This window comes from Hymenobacter properus (assembly GCF_015694735.1).
Lineage (GTDB): Bacteria > Bacteroidota > Bacteroidia > Cytophagales > Hymenobacteraceae > Hymenobacter > Hymenobacter properus.
Genome location: NZ_JADQDP010000003.1, coordinates 732,805 through 748,885 on the forward strand (window position 1 = coordinate 732,805; position 16,081 = coordinate 748,885).

The 16,081-nt window shown below is 60.2% G+C and carries 14 protein-coding genes; 5 read left to right on the forward strand and 9 right to left on the reverse strand.

Going from position 1 to position 16,081, the window contains the following annotated elements:
• Window positions 1-118: 118 nt before the first annotated feature.
• Both I2I01_RS15045 and I2I01_RS15050 read right to left on the reverse strand, forming a co-directional pair.
• Window positions 119-1,846 (reverse strand): DUF1800 domain-containing protein, encoded by a 1,728-nt coding sequence (locus I2I01_RS15045; protein WP_196287296.1) that lies wholly within the window; start codon window positions 1,844-1,846, stop codon window positions 119-121.
• A gap of 243 nt (window positions 1,847-2,089) precedes the next feature.
• Window positions 2,090-2,806, reverse strand: a complete 717-nt coding sequence (locus I2I01_RS15050) for a C40 family peptidase (RefSeq protein WP_196287297.1) — start codon at window positions 2,804-2,806, stop codon at window positions 2,090-2,092.
• Window positions 2,807-3,139: 333 nt separating this feature from the next.
• Here I2I01_RS15050 and I2I01_RS15055 point away from each other — a divergent pair, with 333 nt between their 5' ends.
• The 3 genes from I2I01_RS15055 (at window position 3,140) to I2I01_RS15065 (ending at window position 5,384) form a co-directional block, all read left to right on the forward strand.
• Window positions 3,140-3,493: a hypothetical protein gene (locus I2I01_RS15055; RefSeq protein WP_196287298.1), complete on the forward strand. Its 354-nt coding sequence runs from the start codon at window positions 3,140-3,142 to the stop codon at window positions 3,491-3,493.
• 205 nt (window positions 3,494-3,698) lie between these two features.
• Window positions 3,699-4,529, forward strand: a complete 831-nt coding sequence (locus tag I2I01_RS23425) for a hypothetical protein (protein ID WP_196287299.1) — start codon at window positions 3,699-3,701, stop codon at window positions 4,527-4,529.
• 270 nt (window positions 4,530-4,799) lie between these two features.
• Window positions 4,800-5,384: a DUF6252 family protein gene (locus tag I2I01_RS15065; protein ID WP_196287300.1), complete on the forward strand. Its 585-nt coding sequence runs from the start codon at window positions 4,800-4,802 to the stop codon at window positions 5,382-5,384.
• Window positions 5,385-5,458: 74 nt separating this feature from the next.
• Here I2I01_RS15065 and I2I01_RS15070 read toward each other — a convergent pair whose 3' ends face one another.
• Together I2I01_RS15070 and I2I01_RS15075 are read right to left on the reverse strand one after the other, a co-directional pair.
• A complete protein-coding gene (locus I2I01_RS15070) occupies window positions 5,459-6,385 on the reverse strand; it encodes a helix-turn-helix domain-containing protein (protein ID WP_196287301.1) in 927 nt (308 codons plus the stop codon).
• A 158-nt stretch (window positions 6,386-6,543) separates the two neighbouring features.
• Window positions 6,544-7,704: an acyl-CoA dehydrogenase gene (locus I2I01_RS15075; RefSeq protein ID WP_196287302.1), complete on the reverse strand. Its 1,161-nt coding sequence runs from the start codon at window positions 7,702-7,704 to the stop codon at window positions 6,544-6,546.
• 189 nt (window positions 7,705-7,893) lie between these two features.
• On the opposite strand from I2I01_RS15075, the gene I2I01_RS15080 reads away from it, so the two are divergent.
• The gene (locus tag I2I01_RS15080; protein WP_196287303.1) at window positions 7,894-8,250 is read left to right on the forward strand and encodes a DoxX family protein; all 357 of its coding nucleotides are present in this window, start codon (window positions 7,894-7,896) and stop codon (window positions 8,248-8,250) included.
• Window positions 8,251-8,299: 49 nt separating this feature from the next.
• On the forward strand, window positions 8,300-8,890 hold the full coding sequence (locus tag I2I01_RS15085) for a hypothetical protein (RefSeq protein WP_196287304.1): 591 nt from the start codon (window positions 8,300-8,302) through the stop codon (window positions 8,888-8,890).
• 30 nt (window positions 8,891-8,920) lie between these two features.
• Here the strand turns inward: I2I01_RS15085 and recJ are convergent, their stop codons facing one another.
• The 5 genes from recJ to lptC all read right to left on the reverse strand — a co-directional run bounded on the left by recJ (window position 8,921) and on the right by lptC (window position 16,073).
• A complete protein-coding gene (recJ, locus tag I2I01_RS15090; RefSeq protein WP_196287305.1) occupies window positions 8,921-10,660 on the reverse strand; it encodes a single-stranded-DNA-specific exonuclease RecJ in 1,740 nt (579 codons plus the stop codon).
• 287 nt (window positions 10,661-10,947) lie between these two features.
• The gene (locus I2I01_RS15095) at window positions 10,948-12,771 is read right to left on the reverse strand and encodes a tetratricopeptide repeat protein (RefSeq protein WP_196287306.1); all 1,824 of its coding nucleotides are present in this window, start codon (window positions 12,769-12,771) and stop codon (window positions 10,948-10,950) included.
• Window positions 12,772-12,923: 152 nt separating this feature from the next.
• Window positions 12,924-15,047: a peptidylprolyl isomerase gene (locus tag I2I01_RS15100; protein ID WP_196287307.1), complete on the reverse strand. Its 2,124-nt coding sequence runs from the start codon at window positions 15,045-15,047 to the stop codon at window positions 12,924-12,926.
• Window positions 15,048-15,222: 175 nt separating this feature from the next.
• The gene (locus tag I2I01_RS15105) at window positions 15,223-15,486 is read right to left on the reverse strand and encodes a hypothetical protein (protein ID WP_196287308.1); all 264 of its coding nucleotides are present in this window, start codon (window positions 15,484-15,486) and stop codon (window positions 15,223-15,225) included.
• Window positions 15,487-15,512: 26 nt separating this feature from the next.
• The gene (gene lptC, locus I2I01_RS15110; RefSeq protein WP_196287309.1) at window positions 15,513-16,073 is read right to left on the reverse strand and encodes an LPS export ABC transporter periplasmic protein LptC; all 561 of its coding nucleotides are present in this window, start codon (window positions 16,071-16,073) and stop codon (window positions 15,513-15,515) included.
• Window positions 16,074-16,081 lie beyond the last annotated feature (8 nt).

Here is a 16,081-nt window from a genome sequence, read left to right on the forward strand (position 1 = left end):
TGATGAGGTATTTGCCCGTCATTTCAGGGCTTTGTCACATTAGAAGGCTAGTCGCGGTTGAGAGGACGGATTGCCGCGTTTCGCGGCGCTCCACTCGCAATGACAGGCCCGGCACTCGCTAGCTCAAGTGGTATTCCGCCAGCCCCATGAGGGCGCGTAGCATGGCTTGCAGCTTGGTGGTCACGGCAGCTTTTTTGGCGGTGTTGGTGGGCGCGGCCAGGTACTGTTGCCACTCCACAGTCCACTCAAAATCGGGCAGGCCCGGCAGCAGCGCCGTTTTCAGGAAGGCCAGTTGGTTGGCCGTGAGCGTGATGGGCACCATCAGCTTCACATACTCGGCAATGAGCAGGTTGCAGTCCGAGGCTGTGGCGGCCGGAAACGACTGCGTGAGGGCCAGCACGTCAATCACAATCTTGACGCCGTTGCGCGTGTAGCCCGAGCCGATGAGCAGGTCCGTTATCTGGTTGCGCCGGGGCAGCGTCACGGCGTTTATCCACAGCTCATGGAACTGCGGCGTCTGGTAGTAGGCCGCCCAGCCCGCCACGTTGGGCGGGTCGCCGATGACCTGCTGCTGCAGCGAGGTCACTGCGTTCAGGTAGTTCCACATACCGTACTGCGCCACCGGGCCGGAAGCTGGCGGAAACATCACCTGCATCTGCCGACATAGCCCAACGGTGAAATCAAGCGGGCTCTTGATAAGGCAGCCCATGTTCAGCACATCAAAGAAATGCTCGGAGCTAAGCAACGTGCGCAGCACCGGCGCCACCTCGAAATTGCTAGAAATCAACAGCGTGGCCAGCGGCCGAATAATATCAGTTTCGACCTGCGCATCAATCACATAGTACACAAACCAACGGTAGAGCTTGCGGACAATGAAGCGCGCCGTTTCGGCCTGCTGAAAAATCAGGTCAATGAGGTTCTGGTACTCGGTAGCGCCGGCGTTGGCGATGGTAGCGTTGCCGAAGGCTGAGGAGAACGTCTTCGTGGTGGTGTCGTGGCGGCTAGCGGTGAAGTAGCTGCCCACCGGTGCGTTCTGGTCGCGCCAGCCGGTGAGGACTTTGGCGGCAGCCTGCACATCGGCCTCCGTGTAGTTGGTGTAGTTACCGGCGGCGATGAGCGGGCCTTTGCCCACCGTGAACAGTTCCAGCAGCTCGCGGCCGTAGTTCTCGTTGGGCGCGCCGGCCGTGCTCTGGTTGCCGTTGAGGTAGCGCAGCATGGCGGGCGTCACGGTCACGTCCTTAGCCAGTTGCTTCACGTTGCCGAGGGCGTACTGGCGCAGCAGGCGGCAGTATTCATAGCCCATGCGGGCGTCGTTGATGTCGCCGAACTCCACCACAAAGTGGTTGTGCCAGAACAGCGTCATCTTCTCCACCAGCGAGGTGTTCTGCGTCAGCAGCTGGCCCAGCCACCAGTCGCGCAGCGAGGTGCGCCGCACGCCCTCAAAATTCTGGTCGAAGGTTTGCGCCATCCAGGTCGTGCCGATGGGTACGCTGGTGTCGGTGGTGCTCACGTTCAGGGGCGGGTCGGGGGCGGTGGCGGGCACCGTCAGCAGGCCATTGAGCACCGTGGTCAGGTTAGCCGCTGCCGCCGTTTGAATCTCGGTGCGCGTGGGCCCAAACAGGCAGCGGCGCAGCAGGTGCGCGGCCTGCGCTTCGCCCCAGGTGCCGGTGTAGGGCGTGAGCGTGCTGGTGAGGCGCGACGCGAAAGTGGGCAGCACCTTGTTGGCGTAGCGGCTCACTGTTTCGGGTGGGTCCTGCTGTGCGGTGGCGGCGGGCGCCGCCCGACCGGCCGCAACCGGGGCGCTGAGTACGGTGGCGTTTCGTTGGAGGAAATGTCTACGATTCATAAGCAAGCGCGTAAAAAATGAAGCCCAAACCCATCGCCGCAGCCAGCCGCCTTCTGCTTCTGGGCCAATGGCTTACCCTAGACTTAAATGGGCACCCCGGGTTTAATCACAATATGGCCTTTTGCGCATAAGCCCTGGATGAGTTTCCCTACCAACAGCGCCAATTACTTGGTGAATGGACCAAAAAAAACGCCCGGCCTTGTGGGGGCCGGGCGCATTGCCTTGTAGGGTGGCAAACAGAATCTATTCCTCGGTAGGAGCGGCCGCCACGGCAGCGGCTGCCACCAGCGCTTCATCGGCAGCTTTGGCGGCGCTCACGCGGCCGGCGGCGTAGAAGTTGCGGTGGTAATAAGGCTGGTTCAGCGAGCTAATCATCACGCCGCCGTTGGTGGCCGAGTGGGCAAACTTGCCGTCCTTCAGGTAGATGCCCACGTGGTAAATCGGGCCTTTGCCCCGACGGAAGAACACCAGGTCGCCGGTTTCCATCTCGCTCTTGGCCACGCGCTTGGTGGTGCTGAACATGGCGCGCGAGGAGTGAATCAGGTTGATGCCGTAAACCTCACGGAACACGCGGGTCACAAAGCCCGAGCAGTCGGTGCCGCGGCGCGAGTTGCTGCCGTACGAGTAGGGCGCCCCAATCCAGTCGGTCACGGTACGGAGCAGGTCCTTGTTCTCGTTGAAAGCTAGGTGCAGGCCCAGCGTTTGGGCGTAGTAATGGTAGGCCAGCGAGTCGCGCGAGGCGGCCAGTTCGGCGGCGGTGGGCTTTTCGATTGGGTTGCCATCGCCGGCAGGGGCTACCAGGGTGGGCTCGTCCATCGTCAGGGCCGGAAGCAGCGATGCTTCGGCCACGACCGGTGCCGCCGTGGCACGGGCCGTTGCCGAAGCATCGGGGGCGCGTTCAAAGAAGAAGGAGAGAGCAAGGGAGCCAGCGGCGAGGCAATACAGAATCGTATTTTTCATTGTCCGTCGTTAGGTGGGGAAGCACAAATCCGGGTTTTTGCGGGGAGCAAAAAGAGCCGGGCTAGTAGATTTCTTAGGCGATAGGCAGAGCCGTAATGGGCCGGGTAAAAAGAAGAGAAAAAGCCGTCGAATCGGGAAATTTATATTCCCTATAGAGCAGGCCGTTGGGTAAAGCTAGGTTAAACTTTTGATAAGCTCCGCACTTTTTGTGAGAAAAATTCTAATTTTCTTTTTATATTACAATCTCAGTCGCCAATAATCTTGTTTCGCCTTGCAACCATGCCCGAATTCTATTCGTAAATGCGCGGTTCTGCTATCTCCCTATCTTTGTTTATGCACACTCCCCGCACCTGGACGAATTCGCCCCTGGCCCGCATTGCCCGCATGGTGCTGAAAGCGCCACGAGTAGCCATGGTGGTAGGCCAGACCGTGCACCTGAGCGGCACCTCCCGCGAAGAGTTTCTGGCCGATGCCGAGTGGGTGGCCCACGAGGCCGTGCACTTGCGCCAATACCGCGAGCATGGCCTGCTGCCTTTCCTTTGGAAATACCTGGTCGAATCGGCCCGTGTGGGCTATTACCACAACAAGTATGAGGTGGAAGCCCGCGAAGAAGCCCGGCGCGTGGTGCTGGCCGACCCTGGCCATGTGCTACGCCCCCTCCCCCGCCATGCCACTCCGCCTGCGTAAGCGCGCTTCAGGTAATGACCCTTGCTGAGAGCCTTCCCGCCAAAACGGGGAGGCTTTTTTGCGCCAACGGAATTCGGGCCTAATCCAAAATAAAGCCGTCTTCATGCAACATCCCGTCAGTTGATTACGAATAAAACCCCACGCTTTCCTGCTTCGGCAGGACACCTTCCTCCTTTCTTTTCACATTCCTTTCCGTCTCATTACCATGGATAACCAGCAAGACCAGTTCGGCACGCCGAACACGAGCGACGCCAACCGCAATTCGCAAAACCCGGCCGCCACGGCCAGCGGTGCTTCGACTTCCTCGCGCAAGTCGGCAGCCAACCCCAGCGCCCAAAGCACGTCGGCTACCCCCGGCGCCTCCAGCCAAACCACTGCCAACGCCGGCACTAACCGCCAGGGCGAAGGCCAGCAAACCAACGACCAGGAAGGCAACCTGCTCGACACCGCGCTGAACAGCGGCAAGAAATGGATTGAGGACTCGGGCGTGCTCGACAGTGTAAACCAACTGCCCCAGGGCGTGAAAGACTGGGGCTCGCGCGCCCTGTCGCGCGTGAACGAACTGAGCACCACCCAGAAAGTAGTGGGCGGCGCCATTCTGGCCGCCGGCCTGGGCTGGCTGGCCATGCGCAAAGGCAAGTCCTCGTCTTCCTCGTCGTCGGACAGCGCCAGCTACAACTACGGCAAACAACGCGACACCGGCAGCTACGGCCGCCGCAGCTACGGCTACCAGGCCCCCGATGCGTCTACTAGCCGCCGCTCGGCTTCGGGCGCCAGCAGCCGCTCCGATAGCGGCTCGCCCTACGGCAACAGCGGCAGCCGCTACGGCGGCAGTGGTTCCAGCTACGGCAGCAGTGGCTACAACAGTGGCTCCAGCTATAACAGCGGTTCTTCCAGCAGTTCCTCCAGCAACACCGGCATTCATTCCGGCAGCGGCCGCTCTGAGAGCAGCTATGGCTCCGCCTCCGGCGACCACGGCGCCCGTACTTCGGAAAGCAGCTACCGCAAGGATGACGACTTCCGCAGCATTGAATAGGCTGCATTAAAGTCTGCAAAAAAGCCCCGCTTCAACATGAAGCGGGGCTTTTTTTATAGCAAACTGCCGGCTTGTGGTTAAAAAGGGGCAATTCCCAAAGTCCTTTTCTTAAGCCCGCAAATCCTGTCAGAAGCTAGTGTTAATGCTTTTCGAACTCGCAAACCAGGGCTTAAATACTGATTTAAAAGTCGGATTTATAATACTTTAATTTATTATTTGGTGACGTAAACTGCTACATTCAGGCCGCCTTACACCCCAACTTCCTTTCCTATGAAATCTGCTCTGCATTGCCTGCCCGCGCTGCTGTTCCTGCTCGCCGCTGGCTGCTCGAAAGACGACCCCGAAGCGGGCCTGCCCGCCGCCACCCACACGGGAGCCAACACCGCCGGCTGCCGCATCAATGGGCAAGTTTTCGTGGCCACGGGTTACGGCAGCGGCTTGGGCAAGGTCGCCGCCATCGGCGGCGGCTTCGCCGATGACAGCGCTTATTACCTGCGCCTCAATGGCAAGTTCGGCGACCGCGAAGGCAGCTTGCACCTGTTTCTCAACAGCTTCCCCTCCAAGCGAAATCAAGGATTAGTCAAAACATACGCTTTAAACCATAATACGCCGGTACGACCGGCTGCTATACCCTCTCAGTGTATGAATTACGCAGCATTCTTTCCGAATGATTCCCGTCAAGAAGTGTATGCCACAGATGCTAACCACACAGGGCAGATTAAAATCACTAACGTAGATGTTAACACGTTAAATAATAGAGATGTAGCTGGCACTTTTGAGTTTACAGCGGTCAGCAACCTGGACCCAGCCAAGACCATTCAAGTCGCGGATGGACGCTTTGACCGCAAGCAATAGTTTTTCACAATCAACACAAAAGCCCCTGCTTCTTTCCGAAACAGGGGCTTTTTAAATACTGAGGTTCTGGCTGCTTAGATGTTCATGGCCGACTCGCGGCGGCGCATCTTGCCGGCCGGGATGCCGAACATCATCTTGAAGCGGCGGCAGAAATAGGCGGTGTCTTTGTAGCCCACTTCCTTGCCGATGTCGCGGATGCTTTTCTTGGTGGTGCGCAGCAAGAACACGGCGCGCTCCATGCGCTGGTACTCGATGTAGTCCTGCGGGTTGATGTTGGTCAGCATCTTGAAATACTGGCCCACGTAGTCCTCGCTCACGTTGGCCACGCCCGAGAGGACCTTGTTCGACAGGTCGCCGCCCAGGTTTTCCTTGATGTAGTTGAACAGGTCAATCAGGCGCGGGTCTTTGAAGTAGGTGCTGTTGGTGGCCAGCTGCTCCACAAACATGTTGTTGCGCAGCACATAGCGCACCACTTCCACCACAATGTTTTCGGTGTAGATGTTGATGAGGCGCTCCCGACCAGGCAGGTCCTGAATGCTTTCTTCCACCACCTTAATCACCAGGTTGGCCAGCTTGGGCTGCCCCGAGATGAGGAAGGCCGGCACGTCGAGCGAGGCAAAGAAGTTCACCGAGTCGAACACCTTGGCCTCAAAGCTCACGAAGCTGTGGCTTTCTTCGGCCTCGCCGATGAGGTCGAGGTTATCGTTGGAATGAAAGAACTTGTCCTTGTTGGTGATGAGGTCGTCGTTGGTGATGACGCGGTTTTTCTGGTCGACGCCGTAGCTCACGCGGGTGGGGCGGCCACCGGGAATAAAGAGCATCTCGCCCTCCTCCACAACCAGAGATTCTTCGCCGAAGGTTAGGTGGCCTTTGTGCAGCAGGATAAGGTTATTACCAACGTCGTAGGAGTTGCGCACGGTGAAGGGCTGGTGCAGCACCAGATTCTTCGCCTTGATGTAGCGGACGCCCAACGATTCAATGACTTTATTGTAATCTTCCATAATTCAAGGTGCCAAATCGGCCTTTTAAAAGAGCGACCTACATGGATAGGTACAAATCGCAGTGCAATATAACACCTTGAAATTCACAAAAACTAAAAACCCAGCCAAAAAGTGGCTGGGTTTTGTGCAATGAATCTGAATTTTAGGCAATTCGCGGCTTATTTGAGGATATCCCGCGAAATCACAATTTTCTGAATTTCCGAAGTACCCTCGTAAATCTGGGTAATCTTGGCATCGCGCATGAAGCGCTCCACGTGATACTCCTTCACGAAGCCGTAGCCACCGTGAATCTGCACGGCCTCCACGGAGGCTTCCATGGCCACCTTCGAGGCGAAGAGCTTGGCCATAGCGCCCGACTTGCCGTAGTCGGCGTGGTTATCCTTGTCGGCGGCGGCTTGCAGGCAGAGCAGGCGGGCGGCGTCCACGTTGGTGGCCATATCGGCCAGTTTGAACTGAATGGCTTGGTGCTGGGCAATGGGCACGCCAAAGGCCTTACGCTCTTTGGCATACTTCAGGCTGAGCTCCAGCGAGCCCGATGCAATGCCGAGGGCCTGGGAGGCAATGCCGATGCGGCCGCCGGCCAGCACCTGCATGGCGAACTTGAAGCCGAAGCCGTCGTCGCCGATGCGGTTTTCCTTGGGCACCTTCACGTCGGTGAACATCAGCGAGCAGGTGTCGGAGCCGCGGATGCCGAGCTTGTTCTCTTTCGGGCCCTGCACGAAGCCGGGCATGTCCTTGTCGACAATGAGGACGTTGATGCCGCGCGACTTCAGCTCGGGGTGGGTTTGGGCGATGACGAGGTACACCGAGGCGGTGGTGCCGTTGGTAATCCAGTTCTTGGTGCCGTTCAGCAGGTAGTGGTCGCCTTTGTCTTCGGCGGTGGTGCGCTGGCTGGTGGCGTCGGAGCCGGCTTCGGGCTCGCTCAGGGCGAAGGCGCCGATGATTTCGCCCGAGCACAGGCGCGGCAGGTACTTACGCTTCTGCTCTTCGGTGCCGTATTTCTCCAGGCCCCAGCACACCAGCGAGTTGTTCACGCTCATGATAACCGAGCAGGAAGCATCCACTTTCGAAATCTCCTCCATGGCCAGCACGTAGCTCACCGTGTCGAGGCCCGAGCCGCCGTACTCGGGGCTCACCATCATGCCCATAAAGCCCAGCTCGCCCATCTTCTTGATTTGCTCGGCGGGGAACTTCTGGTGCTCGTCGCGCTCGATGACGCCAGCCCACAGCTCGCTCTGGGCAAAGTCGCGGGCGGCGTCGCGCACGGCCAGTTGTTCTTCGGTAAGTTGGTAAATACTAGAGGATGTGGCCGTTTGCATGGAATGGTGGGAGTGATGAGTTGATGACACAAAAGTACGCTGCTAACGGGCGTTAGGCAAGGCAGAGCTTGGCGCCCGCCGCACCTGATGACAACCGTAGAACCACAAAAGATTCTGCGGCCGCCGTCCTTTTTTGAGCACGTCAACAAGGCGCGTATCCGGCAGGTTTTTGGTGCGACTTTTACCCCCATGCTCCTTCGTTATAGCCGCTATGCGCTGGCCTTGCTCTTTGTGGCCGCCGGAAGCTGGCACTTTTTGCACCCTGCCACCTACCTGGCCATCATGCCGCCCCAGCTGCCGTACCCATTGGCGCTGATTTACGTGAGCGGCTTTTTCGAAATCCTGGGTGGGCTTGGCCTGCTGCCGCAACCCACGCGCCGCCTAGCCGGCTGGGGCCTGCTGGCGCTGCTGGTGGCCGTGTTTCCGGCCAATGTGTACATGGCCCTGATTCACGAAAAGCTGGGCATTCCCGGCTGGGTGGCGTGGGGCCGGCTACCGTTGCAGTTGCCGATGCTGTGGTGGGTATGGAAGACAACGCAGGCATGAAGCTGGGCAGTACCTTGCAGCGAAATTCTCTTCTTTTCCAGGCTACCCGATGAAGTTGTTTTCCCTTTCGACTGCGCTGCTATTGACCACCGGCGCGGTGGCGCAGGCCCAAAACCTTACACCTAGCCCTTTGCCCGCGGCAGTGGTACACACCCAAAAAGAGCGTTATACTGCCGCCAACGACTCGTTGATGCTGCTGGTCAGCCAACTGCATACGGACGCCGAAGCACGCATGCGCTATTTCAAGTCATCGATGGGAGATGCCAGCGGGCCGCACCGTCGCGTAAAAGCCTATGCCAAGTCTTTCAGCGGTACCGTCGATTTCTCGGGCACTAAAGCGCCCAGCGGCGTCGGCCTCGTCCGCAAACAGGTCGTGAAGCGCCGCTCCGGCATTGAGCTGGAAAAGGTGGCGTACTACGACGCCAAGGGCCGCAACATTCTGCAGGAACGTTACGAAGACCACCGCCTCATCCGCCTCGAAGCCTTCGAGTACAACGAAGTACGCAGCCACCCCGCGTCGCGCTGGCTGTTCATGCGCGGCAACTACTTGAAGCACGTCATGCAGCCGTCCTCGGCCACGGCTGCCCGAAAGACATTTGTTTACTTCGACTTGCTGCCTGCGCCCACCAGCAAGCAGTAAAGCCCAGCCGGCGCACCGGGTCCTAAGCGGCTATTCCCAGCGCACATCCAGCAGGCGCAGCTGCACGCTGCGCTGGCCGCGGTACTCGTTCAGCTCCACGGTGTAGCAGGCGCTGAAGGGCTGGCCCTGCTCTATCTGCGGCAGGTAGTCGGCCAGGCCGAAGCCGATGGCGTCCACGGCCGGGCCTTGGGCATCGGCCGAGGCCAGGCGCAGCTTGAGGTGACCCTGGCCCACCACGCGGGCGCTGTGCGGCACCGCGATGAGTCGCTGCGAGGCAAACACCGGGTTGGGGTTGCCGGGGCCGAAGGGCTCCATGCGGCGTAGCTCGGCGAAGAACTCCTCGGTGATGCGGCCGATGGGCAACACGGCGGCCACTTCCACGGGCCGCACTAGGTGCTCGGTGGTAAGCGTGCCGGCAACCACTTCTTCGAAACGCCGCTGGAAGGCGGGCACGTTCTCCACCTTCAGGGTGAGGCCGGCGGCGGCGCGGTGCCCGCCAAACTGGTCGAGCAGCGGGGCGCAGGCTTCCAGGGCTTCGTGCACGTCAAATCCCGCCACGGAGCGGGCCGAGCCGGTGGCCTTGCCGTCGCGCTGCGTCAGGATGACGGTGGGGCGGTAGTATTGGTCGAGGCAGCGCGAGGCCACAATGCCGAGCACGCCCTGGTGCCAGTCGGCCTTGTAAAGCACGGTGGCGCGGGCGTTTTGCAGCAGCGGGTCGCCGGCAATCATGTCCAGCGCCTCCTGGGTGGTGTGCTGGTCGGAACCGCGGCGCTGCTGGTTCATCTGGTCCACCACTTCGGCGGTGTAGCGGGCCTCCTGCTGGTCGGGGGCCAGCAGCATGGCCACGGCGCGGCGGGCGTCGCCCATGCGGCCGGCCGCGTTGATGCGGGGCGCGAAGCCGAATATCAGGCTGCTGATGCCCAGCGGACCTTCGCGCAGGGTGGCCAGCTCGCGCAGGGCGGCCAGGCCGGGGCGCAGCAGGGCAATGTCCTCGTTGAAGCGGCGCAGGCCGTAGGACGCCAGAATGCGGTTTTCGCCGGTAATGGGCACGATGTCGGCCGCAATGCTTACCGTCACCAAATCCAGCAGGTCGTGCAGCGGCTCCGTCGGCAAACCCAGGTGTTCACCCAAGGCCTGCATCAGCTTAAAGCCCACGCCACAGCCCGACAGCTCTTTGTAGGGATACGGGCAGTCGGCGCGCTTGGGGTCGAGCACGGCCACGGCGGCGGGCAGCTCCTCGCCGGGCAGGTGGTGGTCGCAGATAATGAAGTCGACGCCGCGGCTGCTGGCGTAGGCCACCTGCTCCACGGCCTTAATGCCGCAGTCGAGGGCCACCACGAGGGCGAAGCCGTTATCTGCGGCGAAGTCAATGGCTTTCTGCGAGATGCCGTAGCCCTCGGTGTAGCGGTCGGGGATGTAGTCGCGCAGGCGCTCGGCGCCAAACAGCGGCGTGAGGTAGCTCATCACCGTGGCCACCGAGGTGATGCCGTCCACGTCGTAATCGCCGAGCACCAGCACCTTTTCGCCGCCCTCAAGGGCTTTCACCAACCGGGCCACGGCGCGGTCCATGCCGCGCATCAGCAATGGGTTGGGCAGGCGGCGCAGGTCGGGGTGAAAGAATTCAGCGGCGGCTTCGGGCGTGTCGATGCCGCGCTGCGCCAACAGGGCCGCTATTTCGGGGGCAATAAAAACCGCCTGCGCCAGGCGGTGGGCCAGGGCCGGGTCGGGTTGGGGGATATAATTCCACCGCTTACTCGCGGATATGGGCATCGGATACTTCGTCAAAATGGCTATAAAAGTACAACCAAACCCCTCGCCTTTTCTGTTGTCGTACCTTTGGGCCGTTCCCCTCTCCTACTGCCGCCGGCAATGCGTAAGCTGCAAGAATTTTACCGCAAATACCGCCAGTACATCGGTACAGATGCGCTGATGTACGGCACGTTCATTCTGGTGCTGGCGCTGATGTTCGTGTTTTTTGGGTAGTGCTTTAGGGCAGGAGGGCATGACGTAAAAAGGCCGCCGCCAACTTCTACCCCCACGCCTTCTTACCCGAAAACCTACACCCCATCACCCCGCAGCTTGCGGAAGCGCTTGCGGGCTTCGGCCACGTAAATACTGCCGGGGTACTTGGTAATCACTTGGTTGTAGAGCTCCTGCGCTTTCACCTTGTCTTTCACATCTTCCTCCTGAATGCGGGCCAGCAAAAACAGCGCGTCGTCGCTCAGCACATCGTATTTGGGGTTGTTAGTGATGCGCTCGAGCGTGGCAATGGCTCCCGCAAAGTCGCCGGTGCGGCGCTGCAGCTGGGCCTTGAGGTAGTAGGTATCGTCGGAAAGCGAGTGGCCCGGAAACTTCTCCAGCAGCGCGTCGAGGCCCGCAATGGCCTCCGGTATTTTATTCTGAAACACGAGCTGCTCCACAGCCGCGTAAGCTTTCAGGCCCAAACCCAAGGTATCCTCCACGGTGTTGTCCTGAATCAGCAGCGAGAGCTGCATGGCGTCGTTGGCAATTTCGCGGGTGGTGGCTTCTTTCAGGATGTCGAGGTGGCTTTGGGCCAGCTTGAAGTCGCCGGCGTAGTAGCTCAGGCGGGCATTGCGCAGCTTGGCCTCGTAGCCCAGCGGCGAGTCTTTATGCGACTTTTCTACCTGCGAGTACAGCAGCGTGGCCTCCCAGGGCTCCCCTTTCAGCAAATACAAGTCGGCCTGCGTGATTTTGGCTTCGTCAATCACCTCGTCGCTAGCCCGGGGCATGTCGATGACCTGCTGCAGCAAGGCCATGGCTTTGGGTCGGTCGCCTAGCTGAAAGGCATACAGATTGGCCAGGTTGCGCAGCACCGGCGCCGTGTCGGGCGTGCGGCCCAGCTCGGCCAGCAGCTGCTCGTAATCGGCCACCAAGGCCCGCACTTTGGCCAAATCGACGGGATACGTCGTGCTCACCTGGGCTTCGCGGGCTTGCAGCAGGCGCTGGCGGGCCAGGTTGCCATAAGGGCCGTTGCGGTATTCCTTGGCCACGTAGGCATAGCCGTCGATGGCGCTTTCGTAGTCCTTGTTTTGCTGGGCAATGGCGGCCAGCTCCATCACCCGCACGCCCTCGCCGCGGCTGCGGCGGTCCAGCGCCCGCGCCTGCACCAGGGCCCCGCTGAAATCCTTGCGCTGCACCTGCAGCCACAGCAGCAGCTCGCTGTAGGCCGCCTGTTCGGGATGCTCTTGGGTGGCCGTGAGCAGTAGCTTTTCCAGTGCGTCGAAGTCTTTTTCCTCGTGCAGGGCATTTTGCAGCATGTTGCGCACAAAGGGCAGCTGCTTGTCGTCCTGGGCCACGAGGCGCAGGGTTTCGGCCAGCACCTGGGGCTGGTTCTGCGTCTGGGTATAGAGCTGGATGAGCTGCGGGGCGTACTCGGTGTCGTTTTTGGCCAGAGCGCGGCCGCGCAGGTAGGTGCGCTCGGTCCATTCGGGCAGCTCGCGGCGGGCAAACTCGGTGGCTACGGGCAGCACCTGCGTGGGCGTGAGCTGGGCCAGCACCTTCTGCCACTGCTTGTCGGCCGCTGGCTGGTCGCCCGCGGCAGCGTACACGCCTCCCAGGGTCACACCCAGGGTAGCGTCTTCCGGGTGCAGCTTCACCGCTTTCTTGGCTACTTTCTCGGCTTCCTTGTAGCGCTTCAGAGCCTGCAGCGAGTTCAGGTATATCGGAAACACCGCCAAGCTGGCCTGCTCTTCGGTCGACAGCTTTTCGAACAAAAACACCACCTTCTCGTGCTCGCCGCGGCGTGCATAGTCCTGGGCCAGGGCCGTGCCGCTCATCGGTGCCCAGCCCTTGGGCTGCTGGGCCAGCGCCGGCGCGGCCGTGAGCAAGGAAACGGCAAGCAGAAAAGAATAAGGGCGCATAGACAAGCGAGAAATAGCAAGCGAAGTAATCAGACTCAGGCTTTAACGCCCAGCCCCGGCCGGTTCGTTCAATGGGCTTCTCTCCCACCTGATGCAACGAAAAAGGGCCGTCCCCGAAGGTACGGCCCTTTTCAAATTTGCGGATTGACGACCTAGAAAAACTTGGTGCGGTTGTCTTTCACGTTGGCGTGGGCCTTGATGGCCTCGTAAATCTTGCCGTCCTGCTGCTGGGCGCGTTGCTGGGCCAGCTGCTGCTGCACGTTCTTGAGGTTGGCGGGAGCCGGGGCGGGCGTTACGCTTTCCGTCTGCACCACTACCACGCCCTGCTCGCCCTGGATGGGGGCCGAGGTCTGGCCGGGCTTCAGCGCGAAGGCTTTGCCCACGGCTAGCGGCTCGAAGCCGATGTTGGGAATGCTGCCCTGGCCGAGCACCACGTTGGGCGCCGTGCCCACCTGGGCGGTGGGGCCGTACTTGGCGGCCATGCTCTCAATGGTGCCGCCCTTGCCGAGCTTGTCCATGATTTGCTGGGCCTTCTTCTCGTTGCGCACCAGGGCAGTCAGCTCGGGGCGGAGGCTTTCGATGGTGGCGGTGCCTTTGGTGCGCTCGTCGGTGAGGGCGGCAATGACGTACTGGTCGCCCATCTCATACACTTCCGATATGTCGCCCACCTTGGTTTCGTTGCCGTTTTGGCTGAAGCCGAAGGCCCAGCGCACCAGCTCGCGGGCGTTTTGCAGGTTGTTCACGCTGCGCGCGCCGCGGTCGAGGTTCTTGGCTTCCTGCTTCACCAGCGTTTTGTCTTTGGTGGTCAGCTTGCGGAAGCTTTCGAGGTCGGTGGCCTGGCCTTTCAGCTCCTGGGCTTTAGCGTAGGCGGCTTCGCGGGTAGCGTCGCTGGGAGCAATGGTTTTCTTCACCTCAGCCACCTGGTAGGTTTGCTTGGTGGGCACAGCCGTGATTTTGATAACGTGGTAGCCAAACGACGTTTCCACCACGTTGGGCAGCAGGCCGGTGCTGGTAGCGCCGAAAATAGCTTTCTCAAACTCGGGCACCATGCGGCCCTGACCGAACCAGCCCAGGTCGCCGCCCTGGTCCTTGGTGCCGTCGGTGCCAAACTGGCGGGCCATGGCCGCAAAGTCGGCGCCGCCCTTGATTTTGTTCAGGATGTCCTGGGCCTTGGCTTTCGCGGCGGCTTTGGCTTCCGGCGTGGTGCCTTCGGCCTTGATGAGGATGTGGCTGGCGCGGGCGGCAGCCTGCTTACCGGTGCCGGTACCCGTCACTTTGTACAGCGAGTAGGTGCCGTTCTCGGCGTAGGGGCCGTAGATGGTGCCCTGGGTCAGGGGCAGCTGCTTGCGCAGTTCCTCGGGCAGGTCGGCGGGGCTGCGGAAAGCCTTGTTGTAGGGCTGCTCCGAGTTAGCGGCCACAAACAGCGAATCGACCGGGGCCGAGGCAAACTGCGTAGCCAGCTCGGCCATCGAGGTTTTCACAGCGGCGCTGTCTTCTTTCGAAGCCACCACCGGGATGGTGATGTACTCCACTGAGCGGCCGTCTTCTACTTTGTACTTGCTCTTGTTCTTGTCCAGATAAGCTTGCAGCTCGGCATCGGTCACTTTCACGGCCGAGTCCGAAATGCTGCCGTAGGGCACGAACAGGTACTTCACCGAAGCCTTGGCGTTCTGGTTGGCGTCGAAGCGCTTGGCTTCGGCCGTGGTCACGTACACCGAGTTTTTCAGCAGGGCGTTGTACTTGTTGCGCAGGCGCTCGATGGGCAGGTTGGCCTCGAAGTTGTGCCAGGCCATCTGGTTTTCGGGCGGCAGCTTGTCGAGGTTTTTCAGGTAGTCAATCAGGCGGGCCTTGTCGAACTGACCGGTTTTCTGGTCGGTGAAGGCCTGCTTGATGCCGGGGCTGATGTTGTCGCCCTGCACCATGTCTATCAACTCTTCTTCCGATACTTTCAGGCCCAGCTTGTCGTACTCGGGCTGGAAGGCCAGGTTGTAAACCGTTTGGTTCCAGGCCTGGTCGCGCAGGTAGCCGAGGGCTTGCTCGTCGGGCTGGCGCTGCTGCTGGGCAGCGAAGGCCTGCTTGGCCTGCTCCAGGGCATTGTTGTAGTCGGCGAGTTCCACCTTCTGGCCGGCCACTTCGCCCACCACGGTGTCGTTGCGGTTGAAGAGGCGGTTTTTGCCGCCCACCAGGTCGCCGCCCACAATGAAGAGCAGCATCCCGACCGCCACGGTGCCTACCGCCCAGCCAGATTTTTCCCGAATCGTGTTAATTAAAGCCATTTACTTGTCAAAAGAATCGAAGTCGTGTTGGTCAAAAGAGGCGCAAAATAACCAGAATTTGACCGGGAATCAAAGTTTTACCCAATTTTAAGCACCAAAATTGCCCCAAAAAACGGCCCAATCGTTCCCGCGGCTCACCCGCTGGCTACGAGTTCATTAGCCAGCCTGCCTGCGTTTAACGCCGTTTCTTGGACGATTTAACCGGCGTTTTGGCGCGGTTCTGCTGGGCCAGCTTGGCTTTTTGCTCGGCTATTTTGGCTTCGAGTCGCTCCTGCTGCCGCCAATAGAGCAAGGGCATCCAGCACGTCATGGAAATCATGAAAATCCAGTAGTTGCGCCCCAGGTCGTTGTAGTAAATCGTCTGATAGATGCCAATCACCATCGCCACCACGCCCACGGCGAACAAGACAGTGCGCAATAAGGATTTGTCGAATTTCATAGTCTAAATGCCCCGCGAGCGGGGGCTTACAACCCCGTGCCCACCTTGTCGAGGATGCCGGTAGTATGGAAAAGGCGGTAAAAACTCAGGTCCTGCTTGGCCCACAAGCCGTTGCCGGATAAAACCTCGGTCGGGGTTTCCATGCGCACGGGCATGAGTGAATCGGTGTAAATCACCTGCTTGGTTTTGTCGAAGAACAGTTCTTCGGTGTCCATGCGCTGCTGCTTGGGCACGTTCACCACCTGCACTTTCCCCTTCATGATGTAGAGGTTCTTGGCTTTGTCGACCTTGCCGTACTTGGCCGTGAGGGTGTTGATGACGTGCTTCTTGCCGTCGGCCGAGTAGAACGTGACCACCATACCCTTGGGGTAGATGACGTCGCCGTTCTCGAATTGCTGTTCCAGCGGGGCCGTGAGCTGAAATTTGAGCTTGGCCGAGTCGCTGATGAGGGTCAGCACGTTGGTGGTTTCCATCAAGGGGCCCGTATACACGGTCAGCGGGCCACTCATTTTCTGTTTGTCGCAGCCGGCTAGCGCGCCAACGGTCAGGAGCGCCAGGCCGGCGGTCATTTTCGCAAGTGCGTGCACGATGGTGT

What these genes read in the sequence shown, in the direction of transcription:
- I2I01_RS15045 (WP_196287296.1), bottom strand. Translation starts at nt 1,846, where the DNA reads ATGAATCGTAGACATTTCCTCCAACGAAACGCCACCGTACTCAGCGCC.
- I2I01_RS15050 (WP_196287297.1), bottom strand. Translation starts at nt 2,806, where the DNA reads ATGAAAAATACGATTCTGTATTGCCTCGCCGCTGGCTCCCTTGCTCTC.
- I2I01_RS15055 (WP_196287298.1), top strand. Translation starts at nt 3,140, where the DNA reads ATGCACACTCCCCGCACCTGGACGAATTCGCCCCTGGCCCGCATTGCC.
- I2I01_RS23425 (WP_196287299.1), top strand. Translation starts at nt 3,699, where the DNA reads ATGGATAACCAGCAAGACCAGTTCGGCACGCCGAACACGAGCGACGCC.
- I2I01_RS15065 (WP_196287300.1), top strand. Translation starts at nt 4,800, where the DNA reads ATGAAATCTGCTCTGCATTGCCTGCCCGCGCTGCTGTTCCTGCTCGCC.
- I2I01_RS15070 (WP_196287301.1), bottom strand. Translation starts at nt 6,385, where the DNA reads ATGGAAGATTACAATAAAGTCATTGAATCGTTGGGCGTCCGCTACATC.
- I2I01_RS15075 (WP_196287302.1), bottom strand. Translation starts at nt 7,704, where the DNA reads ATGCAAACGGCCACATCCTCTAGTATTTACCAACTTACCGAAGAACAA.
- I2I01_RS15080 (WP_196287303.1), top strand. Translation starts at nt 7,894, where the DNA reads ATGCTCCTTCGTTATAGCCGCTATGCGCTGGCCTTGCTCTTTGTGGCC.
- I2I01_RS15085 (WP_196287304.1), top strand. Translation starts at nt 8,300, where the DNA reads ATGAAGTTGTTTTCCCTTTCGACTGCGCTGCTATTGACCACCGGCGCG.
- recJ (WP_196287305.1), bottom strand. Translation starts at nt 10,660, where the DNA reads ATGCCCATATCCGCGAGTAAGCGGTGGAATTATATCCCCCAACCCGAC.
- I2I01_RS15095 (WP_196287306.1), bottom strand. Translation starts at nt 12,771, where the DNA reads ATGCGCCCTTATTCTTTTCTGCTTGCCGTTTCCTTGCTCACGGCCGCG.
- I2I01_RS15100 (WP_196287307.1), bottom strand. Translation starts at nt 15,047, where the DNA reads ATGGCTTTAATTAACACGATTCGGGAAAAATCTGGCTGGGCGGTAGGC.
- I2I01_RS15105 (WP_196287308.1), bottom strand. Translation starts at nt 15,486, where the DNA reads ATGAAATTCGACAAATCCTTATTGCGCACTGTCTTGTTCGCCGTGGGC.